The sequence below is a fragment of the Candidatus Nomurabacteria bacterium genome, from assembly GCA_016699365.1.
Classification (GTDB): domain Bacteria; phylum Patescibacteriota; class Minisyncoccia; order Phycocordibacterales; family UBA9973; genus CAZLWF01.
In genome coordinates, this window is the sequence record CP064973.1 from 506,699 (window position 1) to 522,515 (window position 15,817).

The window sequence follows — 15,817 nt, forward strand, 5'->3', positions numbered from 1 at the left end:
ATGTCTTATTTCCCCCCAAAAGATAGGAATTTTGAAAGCAGACTATTTTCGCGTAAATATTTTTGGATTCTGTGGCGAGCAAGTGTAGTCTTTGCATAATCAAGCCACTTGCTTGAAGGATTTACATCTTTTTTTGTAGTCACTTCTACTATGTCTCCACTTTTCAATTTTGTGGATATAGAAACGAATTTATTGTTTACTTTTGCTCCAGCTATATGATCACCAATATCACTATGTATTGCATATGCAAAGTCCACAGCACAAGATTCTTCTGGAAGATCTATAATGTCACCTTTTGGTGTAAATACGAAAACCCGATCTTTGAAGAAATCACTTTTTAAGGATTCTAGGAAATTCTCGGAACCGTTTATATTCATCTCAGCATTGCGTAGTTCTTCTACCCAAGGATATTGAAGTGCAATTTTATTTTTCTTTGTTTTGTTTAGATTTTCTTTGTAGGCAAAGTGTGCGGCAATACCGTACTCTGCTTGCTCGTGCATATCTTTGGTGCGGATTTGTATTTCCACTACTCCACCTGTACCTGTAAAAATAGTAGTGTGTATACTTTTGTACCCGTTTGGTTTTGGAGTTGCAACATAGTCTTTTATTCTGCCGGGTAGGGGTTTCCATAATCCGTGTATTATGCCCAAGACCTGGTAACATTGTTCTATGTTTTCTACAATAACTCGCACGGCGATAATATCGTAGACTTTGTCGATATCCATCTCATATTTCTGCATTTTTTTATAAAGTGAATACAAATGCTTCACTCTTTGGTCGACAGAAACATAATTTAAACCCTGCATTTTGAAATTCTTTTTCAAAGCACGTTCTACTTCTGTAAGATATTTTGCATTTACTTCCTTTTTTTCTTTTAGAAGTTCAACAACCAACGCATGCTCTTTTGGGTATGCATAGGGGAATGCTGCGTCTTCAAGTTCACCCTTGAGCTTACCCATACCGAGTCGGTTTGCTAGTGGTGCATATATTTCAAGAGTCTCAAGTGCAATGCGCTTTTGTTTATCAGGGCGTAGATGTGAAAGGGTTTGAATATTGTGTAAACGATCGGCAAGCTTTATAACAATTACGCGCAAATCTTCAGCCATTGATACAAAGAATTTTCGCATGTTTTCTACGTTACGTTCTACTCCGCGGTATTTTAATTTTCCTAGCTTTGTAATTCCGTGAACAAGAAATTGTATTTCCTTACCAAAAATTTTCTCCAAGTCTTCTTCGGTTACTTCGGTATCTTCGACAGTATCGTGAAGTAAGCCTGAGGCTATAACAGTACTACTCATACCCAAATCTGCCAGAGTAATAGCTGTAGAATATACGTGATTGAAATAGGGTTCTCCACTAGCCCTCTTTTGAGGTAGATGGGCTTTTTCTGCGTATTCATATGCACGAGTAATAAGCTCAATATCTTTTTCGTTTGGGCTATTTGTGTGCTTTAGTAGCTCCTTTAAGCTTGGCATATATAAACTATATCCTATAAATATTTTTTTGACAAAAAAGATTTATAGTGTTAGATTTTTTAAAATTGTTTTTATGAATATATACATAGCCAGGCATGGCGAAAATGAAGATAATGCAAAAGGTATTCTAAATGGGCATCGTGACCTACCTCTTACAGATAAGGGATATGAACAGGCAAGGATTCTTGCAGGTAAAATAAAAGAAACCCAGATTAATTTCGACGTGGTCTACTCATCTCCACTTGAGCGAGCGTATGAAACAGGGAGAGTCATAACAAGAGTATTGCGTTTGATGAATCCAGTAGTCCATCCTCTATTGATCGAAAGAGACTTTGGTGTTATGACTGGACTCAAGGCCAGTCAAATCGAAGAAGTATGTGGAAGCCGTATTATTAAAGGGGAACACATCACATATTTCCTTGATCCACCAGAAGCTGAAACATTTCCTGACCTGATGGTTCGAGCAAGAGAATTCTTGGATTTTTTGCAAGAAGTTCATAGCGAGAATGAGAATATCTTGCTTACTTGTCATGGAGATATTGGCAAAATGATTTACGCAGAATTTTACGGTCTTGATTGGGAGGATGTTCTTGTAAATTTCCATTTTGGAAATTGCGACTTACTTTTGCTATCTAAAGATTCTCCAAAAGAAGATGTTCACGTGTTTGAATTCAAGCATTAAAGCAAAATCCCGCATGACTTGCGGGATTTTTATTTGTGTGGTATGGTTGGAAAAAATAATATATGGAAAAATTTGTTATTTCCCATGAGAACGTCATGGAAGTGTCTAAATTAGTAAACAAGGCACTTGGTAGAGGTTTTGACATCAGTGGTATTTGGGGACACTCACTTTTGAGTGGTGAGTATGTTGGGATGACTCACAATATCCCAAAGCTTGATACAAGTAATGTGAACGACGGGAAGCATTATGCATACAACGGCGTCCAGATGAAGTTTCAAAAGGCAAGAGTTGAAAATGCCGATGCTAAATCACTTGCAGAGATTGCTAAGTACATTTCACAGGGAAGCTCCGAAAGTATCCATTCCGTATTTGAAGGAGATGTTGTGATAATAAACAGGGAAAAAGTTTATTTTATTTCCCCTGGCGGGCCGAAGAAAAAAATCGCAGCTCTCGTCCCTTCTGTTGGGCTAAAATAAAATATACTTTACCTAGCAAAATCCCGCATGACTTGCGGGATTTTTATTTGTGTGGTATGGTTGGAAAAAATTAATAATGGAACAAGCGTTTACGGACTTCAATTTCTTCATTAAGATGGTGGTTATTTTATTTTGGTATTCAGCTCAGCTCTTCATAACTTTTCATTTTTTGAAAAAAATGAAAGAAGAGGCTGGAACAAGTGCGGAAAAATATTTTAGTAGCCCGCAATTCCTCCGGTCCAAGAAATTGAAATTCATTGTGACCATAATTGCTCTTTTTGTTCTTATAATTATTTTCCTTTTGGAAATTTATTTTGACCTAGAAAGAATGATTGTTTTGCAGCTGGTGTTTATATTATTTGCATACTTGGATCATAGGTCATGGAAAGACCTTCAGGAAAGATATAAAAAAATATAAATAAAAAAAATCCTTTGTTTGATCAAAGGATTTTTCTTTTGGCTTATTTATTGAGTTTGTGAGGATTGTGATTTGGGCAAGATTTATTACTACAACGTTCCGGTATCGTTTTAGGTCACAAGTCAATAATTCTTCGTCAAGAATTATTGCTCGCGACCCCGACTCGCGGTTTCTGTTGCTACAGAAACATCGCTCCGTCCGACGAAGACGATTATAAATGCAAATAAATTTGCATTTATTTAACTGGCTTATTTAGTTTATCTGGGCGGTGGTTAGGACACTTATTGTTACTGCAACGTTCAGGTATCGTCTTCGTCCCTTCCATCATAAGGCTTCCGCACATATCACAGATACGGCCTGTCGGTTTTGCTTTGATTGCGTTTTTACAATCTGGATAGTTTGAGCAAGAATAAAATATTCCAAATCTTCCTTTGCGCTCCATCATCTCACCTTTTTTACAAACCGGACATTCTACGCCAGTCATCTTTTTCTTGCGCTCTTCTTCGTCTTCTTTTATAAATTTACATTTTGGATAACGTGAGCAAGATATAAACATTCCAAAACGCCCTTCGCGTATTACTAGTTTTCCACCGCCAGATTTTGTAAGTTCCTTTTGTTTACCATCTTTATCTGTTCCGCAGAGTGGGCAAGGTTCTCCAATTTCTTTTGGCCCTTCCATGATTTTACCTTCAATAGTTCTTCCACCCATACAGTTTGGAAAATCTGCACAAGAAAGAAATTTTCCGTTCTTTCCTAGCTTTATGTACATTTCTTTGCCGCACACTGGGCAAGGGAATTCTTTTGGTCCAGCTCCTAGGTTTGTAATCTTATCTATTTTGTCTTTTGCTTTTACATCTTTTGTAAATGGCCCATAGAAATCTTTTAGAGTTTTTACATATTCTTTTTTACCTTCGGCAATATCGTCGAGATTGTCTTCCATATCTGCAGTAAATGTATCTGATATGTAGTCCATAAAGTTTGCTTCAAGAAAACTTGAAACTACATCACCTGTATCAGTAGGGAAAAGTGTACGGCCTTCTTTTGTTACATATCCGCGCTCTTCGATTGTGCGCATGATTGATGCATATGTAGACGGGCGTCCTATACCGCGAGATTCAAGTTCTTTGACTAGTCCAGCTTCAGTGTATCGAGATGGAGGTTGTGTTTCTTTTTCTGTACTACGTAAGTCCACAAGTGTTATGGTCTCTCCAATAGAAACTTTTGGTAGCTCTACATCTTCTCCTCGAGCGTCTGTATCTACAGTGAGCCATCCTGGGAAAATAACTCGTGATCCATTTGCAGTGAAGTCTGGAATATCACTATCGATATTTGCTGTAATTTTTGTACGCAACACTTTTGCATCTACCATTTGTGAAGAAACAGCTCTTTCCCAGATTAGGCGGTATAGTTTTTGCTGTTCTTCGGTGGAGCCTTCGCGAAGATTTTCAACATGAGTCGGGCGGATCGCTTCGTGAGCCTCTTGAGCGTTTTTGGATTTTGTTTTATAAGTATGAGCTTCGGCATATTCTTTTCCATATTTTTTTGCGATAAGAGCAAGTATCTGATCTTGTGCTTGTTTACTAAGATTTGTCGAATCTGTACGCATGTACGATATGTGTCCAGCTTCATAAAGTTTCTGTGCGACTTGCATAGTGCGGGATGGAGAAAATCCAAGACGAGTTGAAGCAACTTGCTGAAGTGTTGAGGTAGTAAAAGGTGCACGTGCTGATCTTTTTTGTTCGGTTTCTTTTACGTCTGTTACTTTCCAAGTTCCTTTTTTACCTTCTGCAAGAATTTTGTTTACTATTTTCTCATCACGAGGTTCTTCTACACACGAAAGGGTTAGAGCTTCTTTTTTTGAAGTTTTAAAATCTCCATCAATAACCCAGAATTTTTCAGGAATAAAAGCACGAATCTCACGTTCGCGTTCCATTATGATACGAAGTGCAGGGGATTGCACTCGTCCAGCTGAAAGTCCATAACGAACCTTTTTCCAGATAAGTCCTGACAGATCGTAGCCGACAAGTCTATCCAATACTCTACGAGCTTCTTGGGCTTTTACAAGTTTTTCATCTATATCACGAGGGTGCTTGAGAGCTTCCTCGATTGCTTCTTTTGTGATTTCATTGAAAGCTACGCGCTTGATATCACTCTTCACTTTCTTATCTGCATCTAGAATTTGTTTTATATGCCAAGAAATAGCCTCTCCTTCACGGTCCGGGTCAGTTGCAAGTATTATAGAATCAGCTTTGTGTGCAAGGGTCTTTAGTTCACTTATGACTTTTTCTTTACCAACAGAATTTTCATAGTGTGGTACAAACCCAGCTTCTATATCAATAGCTTTTTTATTTGATTTTGGAAGGTCTCGAATATGTCCAACAGACGCGCGAACAGTGTACTTGCCGTCCAAGTACTTTTCTATAGTCTTTGCTTTTGATGGTGATTCGACGATTAAGAGTTTCATATATTTATTACTTATTTATATAAACACAATAAGTATGTTGCTAAATTAGTACCACGCTTCAATTTTTTTAGCAAATTTGATAATTTTAATTTTAAATTCTTATGATCTCTCCGAACTCTTCTTTTATAAGACCTTTTATCTCCAATACTGATAATATGGAGTTTATTTCTGTAACGGATTTATCTATGGTGCGCAGAACTTCGTCACGTGCTTTTGGTTCACTTAAAAATTCTAAAATTATCTTTTCGTCCTGAGAGCAATCTTCCAATTCACGGTTTATATCCTCTTTTTTCTCAACAGAAAAACCTAAGGCTTCTAATAGTTCGTTGGAATTTGTTATAGGTGTTGCACCAAGTCTAATCAACGAATTTGTTCCTTTTGATACAGGAGAGAATATAGAGCCCGGGACCACTAAAACATCTCTATTGTATTCAGTAGCAAGACGCGCGGTTATGCGAGTTCCTGATTTTTCTTCAGCTTCTATTATTAGCACAGCTTTTGATATTCCGGCCATTAGACGATTGCGTCTTGGGAAGGTCCATATAGCCGCAGATTGTTCTGGCTCAAATTCAGAAACAAGACATCCTCCTTGTGTAATTATGCTATCCGCAAGACCTCTATTTGAATACGGATAAAGATTTTTATTTGAAAGCCCTGATCCAGGGAAGGCTACTGTCTTTAATCCAGCTCTCATGGCGGCTTTATGTGCGATAGTGTCTATACCAAGAGCAAGTCCTGAAACTATAACAATAGGGTATCCACGGAGTCCTTCTATTAGCATTTCACAAGCATCGCGTCCATAGCTTGTGTATTTTCTAGAGCCGACAATTGTTAGATATATAGAACCAATAGGTGGTAACTTGCCTTTGATGTAAATTTTTTTAGGTGGCTCTGGTATTTCATTCAGGCCGAAAGGGAAGTCTTCTTTTTTTAGTTCTTCTATATTTTCCATATGTTTACTTGCTTTGAATATTTTTATACAATTATAAAAAATTATAGCAGATGGTAAAGAGAATAGATGTTACCCCTTTTCCAAAGAAGAAACTTGAGAGGTTAAATGGAACTAATAATATTGATTTTGTTGAAAATGATGGATGGGTTGGGTTCTTGATTCAAATAGAATTTGAAGATGGAAGAATTTTAGAAGAAAGAACTTCTGCTCCGCTCAATTCTGAAACAGAACTTACACCAGCTTATTATTTTACAGTTGGAGTACAGATGCTTGCTTCTATTATTGGCGCTGAATACAGCTTCGTTCATCACAAGAAAGATTTTACAAAATTAGGAAACCTACAAGAGGACTATGAGAATTAAAGCTCTAAAGACTAGAGCTTTTTTATTTTGGAATATTTTGTTATAGTTTTAAAATGCTAGACATAAAATTCATCCGTGAAAATCAAGATATTGTAAAACAGGCTATTTTAAAGAAAAGGGCATCTGTCGATATAGACGAGCTTCTTTCTTTGGATGACAGAAGGCTTGAGTTATCTAAAGTGTGCGAAGGTCTACGTGCAGAGCAAAATCTTGCTTCAAAACAAATCGCTGTAGAACGTGATGAAAATAAACGTGCTCAGATGATTTCTGAAATGAAATTGATCAAAGATGATTTTGAAAAGAATGAAGTTAGTCTGAGAGAGATAATGGAATCTTGGCAAAAAATAATGCTTACAATTCCAAATATTCCTTCTGTAGATACTCCCGAAGGAGAAGATGATAGTGCAAATGTGGTAATAAAAGAATGGGGTCAGAAACCAGAATTTTCTTTTACACCAAAGGAGCATTTTGAAATTGGTAAAGCGTTAGGAGTTATAGACACCGAGACTGCGACTGAAGTAGCTTCATCTAGATTTGCATATCTAAAAGGTGATCTTGTCTTGATGCAGTTTGCATTGATACAAATGTGTTATGAATTGCTCGGCAACAAAGAAGTTCTTTCTGATATAGCAAAAAATGCAAACATCTCAATTCCTGTTGATGCTTTTATGCCGATAATACCTCCATTTTTTGTTCGGCCTGTAGCGCAGGTAAAAATGGCACGTTTTATGGGTGCTGAAAATCACTATATGTTTCCAGAAGATGATCTCATGCTTATAGGTTCTGCTGAACACACACTCGGAACTATGTATATGGATAAGATAATAGAAGAGCGCGATCTACCTATAAGACTTGCTGGATATTCAACCGCTTTTCGAAGAGAAGCAGGTACATACGGAAAGGATACAAATGGAATATTAAGACAACATCAATTTGATAAATTAGAGATGGAAGTTTTTTCTTTGCCGGAGAACTCAATGCAAGAACAAAATTTTCTAGTCGCAATACAAGAGCATATACTTCAGAAGCTAAATATTCCTTATCAAGTCCTATCGGTCTGTTCTGGTGATATGGGATTCCCAGACTATAGACAAGTAGATATAAATTCTTGGATGCCAGGGCAAAATAAATATCGTGAGACTCACAGTGCTGACCTTACAGGAAATTTTCAATCAAGAAGATTGAATACTCGCGTTAGACGCGCAGATGGAAAGATAGAACCTGTTCATATGAATGATGCAACTGCAATTGCTATAGGAAGAATGCTGATTGCTATAATTGAAAACTATCAACAAGAGGATGGTTCTGTAAAAATTCCAGAAGTACTTAGACCATATTTAGGTAATAGAGAGTTTATTGGAAAATAATAAGATTGTTTTTTCATGGACAATAAAAGAGTCGTACTGAAGCCATCTCATATAGCAGAGCGTGAACGGAGGGCCAAAAGACGCCGTGTGTATTTTTTTGTGGCCACTATATTAGTGCTTTTAGGTATATTGTCTTTTGCTTCACACTTGCGTTCGATAAATATATCAAATGTAATAGTAGAAGGTAATCGCATAAGCAGTGTTCGGGATATAACAAAATCTGCAAACAAAACTATAGAAGGTAATTATTTTTTTATATTCTCTAAATCTAATATTTTTATATTTTCTAAATCGAGTATAGAAAAGGATTTATTGAACGAATATCCTAGACTTGAATCAGTTTCAGTATCGAGACTCGGATTCAACGGCATAAAGATAGTTGTAAAAGAGCGTGAAGGTCAGTATCTGTGGTGCGGATATTTGAATGAAGAATTTAATATAAATTCTGAATCGGCTTGTTATTTTACTGATGAGGAGGGTTATATATTTGGTACATCTCCGTATTTTTCTGGAGATGCATATTTTAAGTTTTATGGATCTGAAACGATAAATCGCACACTTAGTCCAATTGGTCAAAACGTAACTGACAAAGCAAGATTTATTGAGCTTATTCGACTAGTCTACGGACTAGAAGGTTTGGATATTGTTCCTGAGTCTATAAAAATACAAGACAATGGTGAATATCGTATTGTTTTAACAAAGACAGATAATAATCAGACTAATAAATCATTTATTCTATTTTCACGAGAAAACAATTTAGAAGAATCTTTGGATAATTTAGCTATCGCGCTATCATCGGTTGATTTCAAGAAGCAATTTGACGAAGAGCGTTCAAACTTGCTATACATAGACTTACGATTTAAAGACAAGGTCTATTATAAATTTATGCCGAAGACAGCAAACTTTTAAATGAACAGTAAGGATATTGAAAACAAAGGAAATTTTTGGAAAGGTTTGAATAAACCCTTTTTTTGTCTTGCCCCAATGGCTGATGTTACTGATATTGCATTTAGGACAATAATTTCTAAATACAGTAGGCATGGACAGGTTGGAGGTGGACCTGATGTATTTTGGACAGAGTTTGTTTCTGCTGATGGACTTATGAGCGAAGGTAGAGATGCTCTAAAAGTAGATTTAAAATATGGGACAGGTGAGCACCCTATAGTTGCGCAAATATTTGGATCGAATTTAGAAAATATGTATGGAGCTAGTAAACTTTGCGCGACTTTGGGTTTTGATGGTGTTGATATAAATATGGGATGCCCAGATAGATCTATAGAGAAACAAGGTGCAGGCGCAAGTCATATAAAAGATCCCGAACATGCAGTAGAGGTAATACGCGCAGTAAAGCGAGGGATAAAAGATAGCGGCAGAGATATTCCTGTTTCTGTAAAAACTCGAATTGGTTATAACAAGAATAGTATAAATGAATGGATACCAAAACTTTTAGGAGAAAACTTGGCTGCACTTACGATACATGCCAGAACCAGAAAAGAAATGTCGCTTGTGCCTGCGCGATGGGAACATGTGCGTGAAGTTGTTGAGATTAGAGATAGGATGGGAGTAGATACACTCATAATAGGCAATGGTGATTTGCAAAATCTAGACATGGCGAAAGAGAAGGTAAGTGTGTCGCATGCAGATGGTGCAATGCTTGGTAGAGCTATATTCGGAAACCCGTGGCTTTTTGATTCTAATAAAAAAGAAGTTTCTCTAAAAGAGAAACTTGAAGTTATGTGTGAACATACAGAACTTTTTGAGCGGGAGCTCGGTGGATTGAAAAATTTTGCGATTATGAAGAAGCATTATAAGGCTTATGTTAATGGCTTTGATGGAGCCAAGGAACTCCGAGTTAGACTTATGGAAGATGCGACCACGGCAAAAGAGGTAAGGGAAATTGTGGAAAACTTCCTTGCAGGTTATAGAAATCTGCTATAATCATATCAATGTGCTATAAGACTAATCAAAAATGTTTTTGTCGACCGTTTTTGGTTTTTCGCAAAAATGCCTTTCTGTAAAAACAGAAAGGCATTTTTGTTTTATAAATTTATTAGAAAATAATATGGTAAAAAATCACAATGGTATCGAAGATACTAAAAGTTTTAGTGCGGTCGTAAATAGTTTACGATCATTTTTTATAAGTAGGGGATTTTTAGAAGTTCACACCCAAGACAGACTTTCAATTCTTGCAGCTTGTGAAGATCCTTCTACTGTCGCTACGTACAATTACTTGGGCGATGTGTGGCCACTGCCACAGACAGGTCAGATGTGGCTCGAATATGAATTGTTGAAGAACCCCGATGTAGCGGGGTATTTTTGTGTCTCAACAAGCTATCGCAATGAGCAGAATCCAGTAGAAGGTAGGCATAAATTTATTTTCCCTATGTTTGAATTTGAATCAAAAGGCAACATAGAAGATTTGTTGAATATGGAAAAAGAATTATTGGAACATCTAGGATTTACAAAGGATAAATTTGCAGAGAAAACATATGACGAGCTCACGGAAAAATATGGGACAGATGATTTATCTTGGAAAGAAGAAGGCAAGATGTATGAGGATTTTGGATCAACTGTTTTTTTGAAAAAATTTCCAATACGTACCTCACCATTTTGGAACATGAAAAAAGAAGGTGAGTATGCAAGAAAAATTGACGTTATAATATCGGGCCACGAAACTATCGGCTCAGCTGAGCGTAGTTCGGATATAGATGAGATGCGTAAACAATTTCATACAATAAGCGACGGTGGATACACAGGTAAGTTGTATGAACTTTTTGGGCACGATCGAGTAGAGAAGGAGCTTGAAGAATTCTTGTCTTTCGATTTCTTTCCTAGGTTTGGAGGGGGGATTGGAATAAGTAGACTTATTGACGGAATGAAAAAAGAAGGTCTGCTTTAGACGGCGTTGATCTTTCCTGAACCCAAGGGTATAACCTCCCTTGGGTTTTTGGTTTATTCTGCCAGGTGCTATAATCTCGAGGATGGCAACAGAGCATACATCACTATATAGAAAATACAGACCACAAAATTTCAATGATGTTGTGGGACAGGATCATATTGTTAAGGTACTAGAATCTAGTATCAAAGATGGCAAGATTGCTCACGCATATCTTTTTGCTGGTTCCAGGGGCACAGGGAAGACTTCAATTGCTAGAATCATGGCTAGTGCTCTTGGTGTGACTAATAAAGATTTTTATGAAATAGATGCAGCTTCTAATAATAAAGTAGAAGATATACGTGATTTACGCGAGGGTGTTAGCACACTACCTTTTGACTCAAAATACAAAATATATATTTTAGATGAGGTGCACATGTTATCTAAAGGTGCTTTCAATGCACTACTGAAGACTCTCGAGGAGCCACCTGCTCATGTGATATTTATATTGGCTACTACTGAGCTAGACAAAGTTCCTGAGACTATAATTTCAAGATGCCAAACTTTTAGTTTTAAGAAACCAAATGAATTGCTTTTAGCTGGTGTGGTCAGAGATGTAGTCAAAAAAGAAGGTTTTACAATACCAGAAGATAGTATTGATCTGATAGCTGTTTTAGGTGAGGGATCTTTTCGTGACACATTAGGAGTTTTACAAAAAGTCCTATCTTCTTCAAAGAATAAAAAAATCAGTTCTGAAGAGATTGAGTCCATAACAGGAGCACCAAGCTCTACTTTGGTAAATGACTTCTTGTTTGCCTTGTCTGAAAAAAATATAGCTCTCGGAGTTTCTGTTTTAAATACTTTAAATGAACGCAATATAGACCCTAGGTTGTATTTAAATCTTGTATTGATAAAATTACGCTATGCGCTGTTACTGCGTTATGCCCCAGAGATGAGGTCCAATATTTCCGAGCGTATTAGTGCTGTAGATTTGGAATTTCTAGAAGATTTAGTTTCTAGAAAGCCTGACACTATAACTTCTAGAACATTGGAAGTATTGTTAGATACTTATCAAAATTTACGTAATCCAGTAATACCGAGTTTGCCTATAGAAATTGCATTGATTGATATATGTAATAGATAGTGTATGAATTTTAATAATCATAAAAAAAGCATATTGATAGGACTCACAGCTTTTATTATTGGTGGGTTATGTGTGTATCTTTATCACGGGCACAGTGATTATAATTTTGATTTTTCCCAAGAAAGATTTACAGATAAATATGAATTCATATCTCCACTTTTGGAGTGTGATAGCTTTGAATCAAAAGAATTAAATTCTTTTGATGAAGGTATATATGAATCAGCTAGCTTGTTGATGGAAAATGGTTCTATAGATGACCTGTCTTATTATTTTAGAGATTTGAACAACGGTGTGTGGGTTGGGTTAAACGAAGAGGAAAAATTTGCTCCAGCGTCGCTTATGAAGTTACCACTGATGATTTCTTACTTGAAACAATCTGAAGACGATCTTTCTGTGCTAAAGCAGTCATATACATTCAATATTGAGGATGATAATTATAGTAAACAAAATATAGCACCAGAAGAGTTGATGTCCATAGGCACGCCTTACACAGTAGAAGAACTAATTTTTAGGATGATTGCATATTCTGATAATTCTGCGCTTAGGATTTTATTAAAAAACAGTGGTACTTTTGGTCTTAGAGTTTTTAACGATCTGAGTATAGAGTTACCAGAAGATCAGTCAAATGAGGATTTTATGTCTGTTAGAACATACTCAAAATTCTTTAGAACTCTATACAATGGATCTTATTTAAATTATGTAAATTCGGATGAAGCATTGAGGGTTTTATCTAAGACGCAATACAAAGATGGTATTGTAGCTGGTGTTCCAGAAGATATAGTGGTGGCTCACAAATTCGGAGAAAGAGAAAACAATGGGGTTATACAATTGCACGACTGCGGTATAGTTTATCACCCAGATAAACCATATGTTCTATGTATTATGACTAGAGGTAGTGATATAAATAAAATGTCTAGCGCAATATCATATTTGTCTAAATATACATACGAAGAAGTTGATGATAATTTCAAATAATTTACTAAAATAAAAATCAGAGATTACTTATCTCTGATTTTTATTTTAGTATTTTTGATTAATTCCATTTTTGATTCTCGAGACAATCTTTTTATCTGTGCTTCGCGTACTCTGGCTTTTGCGTATGTTTTGTATTTCTCAGAGTATTTCAACGTAACTGGTCTTCGGATCTTTGTATAATGCGCACCGTTTTTTAGATTGTTGTGCGCATATACACGTTTTTCTAGATCGTTTGTAGATCCGGTGTACAGAGTTTTGTCAGAACACTCGAGAATATATACGAAATACATTTCTTTTATAATTTATTTTTCTAAGTCTAGTGTTTCATCAATTCTGATTTGTGATACGAATTCTGGTACGTGCGAAACTAGTATCATAGCTCCAGTATATGCGCTAAGTGCCTTTGCGATTACTGGTAGATGACGGAAGTTTATGTGATTTGTTGGCTCATCTAGGATCAATAATCCTGGGCATAATAGTACAAGTCTTGCAAAAGCCACAAGCCCTTTTTGTCCCTCAGACAATGCACCGATTTTTGTATTGATTACATCGGACTTTATCAAAAAACTTGATGCAACAGCGCGTAGTTTTTCCTGATCTATTTTTACGCCACTCTCTAGCATTGCATCGGCAAGACACTTGAATACCGTATCGTCAAAATTTAGAGTTGAAAAATCTTGTCTATAATACCCAACGCGAATATTGTCAGATATTTTTGCACCACGTGCTCGTCCAGTAGCCATACTTTCCAAGAGTGTGCTTTTTCCTATTCCATTTGGACCTTTTAGCAACAGATGCTGATTTTTCTTCAATTTTATATTTGCTGTTCGCTCAATTATCTTATGAGTAGATGGATGCATAATTGTAAAAGATGAGATATTCATTATTTCTCCCAAGATTTCATTTTGTGCAGGTATCGTAAAATCTCGAATAGTTTTATCTTCTTTACGAACATCTACCATCTCCTCTTCGAGCTCTTCGGCCAGTTCTTTCATGCGTTTTGCTACCAGACGCAGTCTACCTCCTTTATGAGCGAATTCATTGGACTTATCTTTTTTAGCTTGGATTTGTTTTGCAAGTTGGGCGTTCTTCATGTTTTCTTTTTCAACTCGAGCGCTTATATCTTTCAAAACATCTTTATAGTTTCCGACATATTGTTCTACTTTGCGAGTGTATACATCCAGATATAGAACCCCGGTCGAAAAAGCATTTAGAAAATCTGCATCGTGAGAAATAACCATCACAGTTTTTTTATAGTTAACCAAGAAGTCCGTTAGATGTTTTATTCCTGCATGATCTAGGTTGTTTGTGGGCTCATCGAGTAGCAACAAATCTGGGTCTTGAATCAGGGCGCTGGCTAAAAGCAGACGAGCTTGTTGTCCGCCAGAAAAGGTTTTTATGATTTTGTCGTGAACTTTTGTATGACCTTTTAGGTTTACGATTTCGAGCACCTCATCAATTTTAGGGTCTATATCATATATTTTTTTATTGAAACAGTTTTGGAAAAAATCCCGTACACTTAGTTCCATATATTCACGAGGAATCACTTGTCTTGCGATTGCTATAGATGTTCCGTTGACTATGTTTATAGTCCCATTTTCAGGATTGTGTAAACCAGTAATAAGACCAAATATGGTACTTTTGCCCGCACCGTTTTGTCCCATGATTGTTATCTTGCTTCCTTCACGCAAAGTAAAACTCACCTCATCCAGGATTGGCTTGTTTGGTCCGTATTCAAATGTTACTCCTTCAAAACGGAGAATTGCTTCGTTTTTCGCCATATATTTCTTGTTAGATTCTTGAGAGTAGACTATAGCAGAAATTGTCTAAATTTCTAAATTTTTCTTGACCTATTTTCTAGCAGTGCTATTGTTGTAACAAAATAAATAAAGTATGAATATTGTTCTTTCGACACGCAATGTAAGTAAAGCTGAGCAAATAAAGACTATTTTTTCTGGATCACTGATAAACATAGATACTTTAGATGAAGCGGGAATAAAAGGTGAGGCAGTAGAGGATGGAGACACTCTCAAAGAAAATGCATTTAAAAAAGCTATCTTTGCTCTCGCCTTTGCTGAAAAAGGATCTTGGGTAATGGCCGAAGATACAGGCATATTTATCGACGCTCTCGACGGTGCTCCTGGGATAATATCTGCAAGATGGGCCGGGGAGGGTAAGAGTACTCTTGAGATAATGGAATACTGTCTTTCAAAAATGAAAGGTATAAAAAATAGAAAAGCTTATTTTGAAACTGTGGTTGCTCTGGTTTCTCCGCAAGGCAAAGAATATTTTTTTACCGGTAAGGTCTATGGAATTTTACTTGATGCTCCACGTACAGCTCCACAACCCAGCATGCCGTACAGTCCACTTTTTATTCCAAATGGACAAGACAAGACTTGGGCAGAAATGAGCCTTGAAGAAGAAAATAAAATTTCTCATAGAGGAAAAGCATTTCGCCAAGCACTTCTATTTTTGCAAAAGTTTTAAAAACAAAAACCTCCCAAGTGGGAGGTTTTTTAAATACTTGTTATTAATTTTCTTGGCTGTGGGACTTGGACTCGGTCACGAGTTACTAAGTCTGCTCGTGTGAGTACACACTGCGCGGACTAAGTACTCTCGACCCCGAC

Annotated in this window: 16 protein-coding genes; 11 read left to right on the top strand and 5 right to left on the bottom strand. The window is 36.6% G+C overall.

The window, feature by feature from the left end; all coding sequences use genetic code 11:
* Positions 1–5 precede the first annotated feature (5 nt).
* A complete protein-coding gene (locus tag IPJ63_02915) occupies positions 6–1,475 on the bottom strand; it encodes a bifunctional (p)ppGpp synthetase/guanosine-3',5'-bis(diphosphate) 3'-pyrophosphohydrolase (GenBank protein ID QQR76423.1) in 1,470 nt (489 codons plus the stop codon).
* Positions 1,476–1,548: 73 nt separating this feature from the next.
* On the opposite strand from IPJ63_02915, the gene IPJ63_02920 reads away from it, so the two are divergent.
* From IPJ63_02920 to IPJ63_02930, 3 genes are all read left to right on the top strand, one after another.
* Positions 1,549–2,157, top strand: coding sequence for a histidine phosphatase family protein (locus IPJ63_02920; protein QQR76424.1), 609 nt, complete (start codon positions 1,549–1,551; stop codon positions 2,155–2,157).
* 62 nt (positions 2,158–2,219) lie between these two features.
* Positions 2,220–2,633 carry a hypothetical protein gene (locus IPJ63_02925; GenBank protein QQR76425.1) on the top strand — a complete coding sequence of 138 codons (414 nt, stop codon included), beginning with the start codon at positions 2,220–2,222 and terminating at the stop codon, positions 2,631–2,633.
* Positions 2,634–2,709: 76 nt separating this feature from the next.
* Entirely contained in the window at positions 2,710–3,051 is a 342-nt protein-coding gene (locus IPJ63_02930) for a hypothetical protein (GenBank protein QQR76426.1), read from the top strand.
* Positions 3,052–3,286: 235 nt separating this feature from the next.
* On the opposite strand, the gene topA is transcribed toward IPJ63_02930, so the two are convergent.
* Positions 3,287–5,515: a type I DNA topoisomerase gene (gene topA, locus IPJ63_02935; protein QQR76427.1), complete on the bottom strand. Its 2,229-nt coding sequence runs from the start codon at positions 5,513–5,515 to the stop codon at positions 3,287–3,289.
* Positions 5,516–5,606: 91 nt separating this feature from the next.
* On the bottom strand, positions 5,607–6,467 hold the full coding sequence (dprA, locus tag IPJ63_02940) for a DNA-protecting protein DprA (GenBank protein ID QQR76428.1): 861 nt from the start codon (positions 6,465–6,467) through the stop codon (positions 5,607–5,609).
* 50 nt (positions 6,468–6,517) lie between these two features.
* On the opposite strand from dprA, the gene IPJ63_02945 reads away from it, so the two are divergent.
* The 7 genes from IPJ63_02945 (at position 6,518) to IPJ63_02975 (ending at position 13,190) form a co-directional block, all read left to right on the top strand.
* On the top strand, positions 6,518–6,829 hold the full coding sequence (locus IPJ63_02945; protein ID QQR76429.1) for a hypothetical protein: 312 nt from the start codon (positions 6,518–6,520) through the stop codon (positions 6,827–6,829).
* Positions 6,830–6,882: 53 nt separating this feature from the next.
* The gene (gene serS, locus IPJ63_02950; protein ID QQR76430.1) at positions 6,883–8,196 is read left to right on the top strand and encodes a serine--tRNA ligase; all 1,314 of its coding nucleotides are present in this window, start codon (positions 6,883–6,885) and stop codon (positions 8,194–8,196) included.
* A 15-nt stretch (positions 8,197–8,211) separates the two neighbouring features.
* Entirely contained in the window at positions 8,212–9,105 is an 894-nt protein-coding gene (locus tag IPJ63_02955) for an FtsQ-type POTRA domain-containing protein (GenBank protein ID QQR76431.1), read from the top strand.
* Entirely contained in the window at positions 9,106–10,134 is a 1,029-nt protein-coding gene (locus IPJ63_02960; GenBank protein QQR76432.1) for a tRNA-dihydrouridine synthase, read from the top strand.
* Between the two features lie 124 nt (positions 10,135–10,258).
* Positions 10,259–11,095 carry a transposase gene (locus tag IPJ63_02965; GenBank protein QQR76433.1) on the top strand — a complete coding sequence of 279 codons (837 nt, stop codon included), beginning with the start codon at positions 10,259–10,261 and terminating at the stop codon, positions 11,093–11,095.
* An 82-nt stretch (positions 11,096–11,177) separates the two neighbouring features.
* Positions 11,178–12,215, top strand: coding sequence for a DNA polymerase III subunit gamma/tau (gene dnaX / locus IPJ63_02970; protein ID QQR76434.1), 1,038 nt, complete (start codon positions 11,178–11,180; stop codon positions 12,213–12,215).
* Between the two features lie 3 nt (positions 12,216–12,218).
* A complete protein-coding gene (locus IPJ63_02975; protein QQR76435.1) occupies positions 12,219–13,190 on the top strand; it encodes a serine hydrolase in 972 nt (323 codons plus the stop codon).
* Positions 13,191–13,213: 23 nt separating this feature from the next.
* Here IPJ63_02975 and IPJ63_02980 read toward each other — a convergent pair whose 3' ends face one another.
* Together IPJ63_02980 and IPJ63_02985 are read right to left on the bottom strand one after the other, a co-directional pair.
* The gene (locus IPJ63_02980; protein QQR76436.1) at positions 13,214–13,480 is read right to left on the bottom strand and encodes a GIY-YIG nuclease family protein; all 267 of its coding nucleotides are present in this window, start codon (positions 13,478–13,480) and stop codon (positions 13,214–13,216) included.
* A gap of 12 nt (positions 13,481–13,492) precedes the next feature.
* Positions 13,493–14,971 carry an ABC-F family ATP-binding cassette domain-containing protein gene (locus tag IPJ63_02985; protein QQR76437.1) on the bottom strand — a complete coding sequence of 493 codons (1,479 nt, stop codon included), beginning with the start codon at positions 14,969–14,971 and terminating at the stop codon, positions 13,493–13,495.
* 112 nt (positions 14,972–15,083) lie between these two features.
* Here IPJ63_02985 and IPJ63_02990 point away from each other — a divergent pair, with 112 nt between their 5' ends.
* Positions 15,084–15,677 (top strand): non-canonical purine NTP pyrophosphatase, encoded by a 594-nt coding sequence (locus tag IPJ63_02990; protein QQR76438.1) that lies wholly within the window; start codon positions 15,084–15,086, stop codon positions 15,675–15,677.
* Positions 15,678–15,817: the final 140 nt, after the last annotated feature.

Bases quoted from the DNA above. Each gene is read 5' to 3' on its own strand.
- IPJ63_02915 (QQR76423.1), bottom strand. From the start codon at position 1,475: ATGCCAAGCTTAAAGGAGCTACTAAAGCACACAAATAGCCCAAACGAA.
- IPJ63_02920 (QQR76424.1), top strand. From the start codon at position 1,549: ATGAATATATACATAGCCAGGCATGGCGAAAATGAAGATAATGCAAAA.
- IPJ63_02925 (QQR76425.1), top strand. From the start codon at position 2,220: ATGGAAAAATTTGTTATTTCCCATGAGAACGTCATGGAAGTGTCTAAA.
- IPJ63_02930 (QQR76426.1), top strand. From the start codon at position 2,710: ATGGAACAAGCGTTTACGGACTTCAATTTCTTCATTAAGATGGTGGTT.
- topA (QQR76427.1), bottom strand. From the start codon at position 5,515: ATGAAACTCTTAATCGTCGAATCACCATCAAAAGCAAAGACTATAGAA.
- dprA (QQR76428.1), bottom strand. From the start codon at position 6,467: ATGGAAAATATAGAAGAACTAAAAAAAGAAGACTTCCCTTTCGGCCTG.
- IPJ63_02945 (QQR76429.1), top strand. From the start codon at position 6,518: ATGGTAAAGAGAATAGATGTTACCCCTTTTCCAAAGAAGAAACTTGAG.
- serS (QQR76430.1), top strand. From the start codon at position 6,883: ATGCTAGACATAAAATTCATCCGTGAAAATCAAGATATTGTAAAACAG.
- IPJ63_02955 (QQR76431.1), top strand. From the start codon at position 8,212: ATGGACAATAAAAGAGTCGTACTGAAGCCATCTCATATAGCAGAGCGT.
- IPJ63_02960 (QQR76432.1), top strand. From the start codon at position 9,106: ATGAACAGTAAGGATATTGAAAACAAAGGAAATTTTTGGAAAGGTTTG.
- IPJ63_02965 (QQR76433.1), top strand. From the start codon at position 10,259: ATGGTAAAAAATCACAATGGTATCGAAGATACTAAAAGTTTTAGTGCG.
- dnaX (QQR76434.1), top strand. From the start codon at position 11,178: ATGGCAACAGAGCATACATCACTATATAGAAAATACAGACCACAAAAT.
- IPJ63_02975 (QQR76435.1), top strand. From the start codon at position 12,219: ATGAATTTTAATAATCATAAAAAAAGCATATTGATAGGACTCACAGCT.
- IPJ63_02980 (QQR76436.1), bottom strand. From the start codon at position 13,480: ATGTATTTCGTATATATTCTCGAGTGTTCTGACAAAACTCTGTACACC.
- IPJ63_02985 (QQR76437.1), bottom strand. From the start codon at position 14,971: ATGGCGAAAAACGAAGCAATTCTCCGTTTTGAAGGAGTAACATTTGAA.
- IPJ63_02990 (QQR76438.1), top strand. From the start codon at position 15,084: ATGAATATTGTTCTTTCGACACGCAATGTAAGTAAAGCTGAGCAAATA.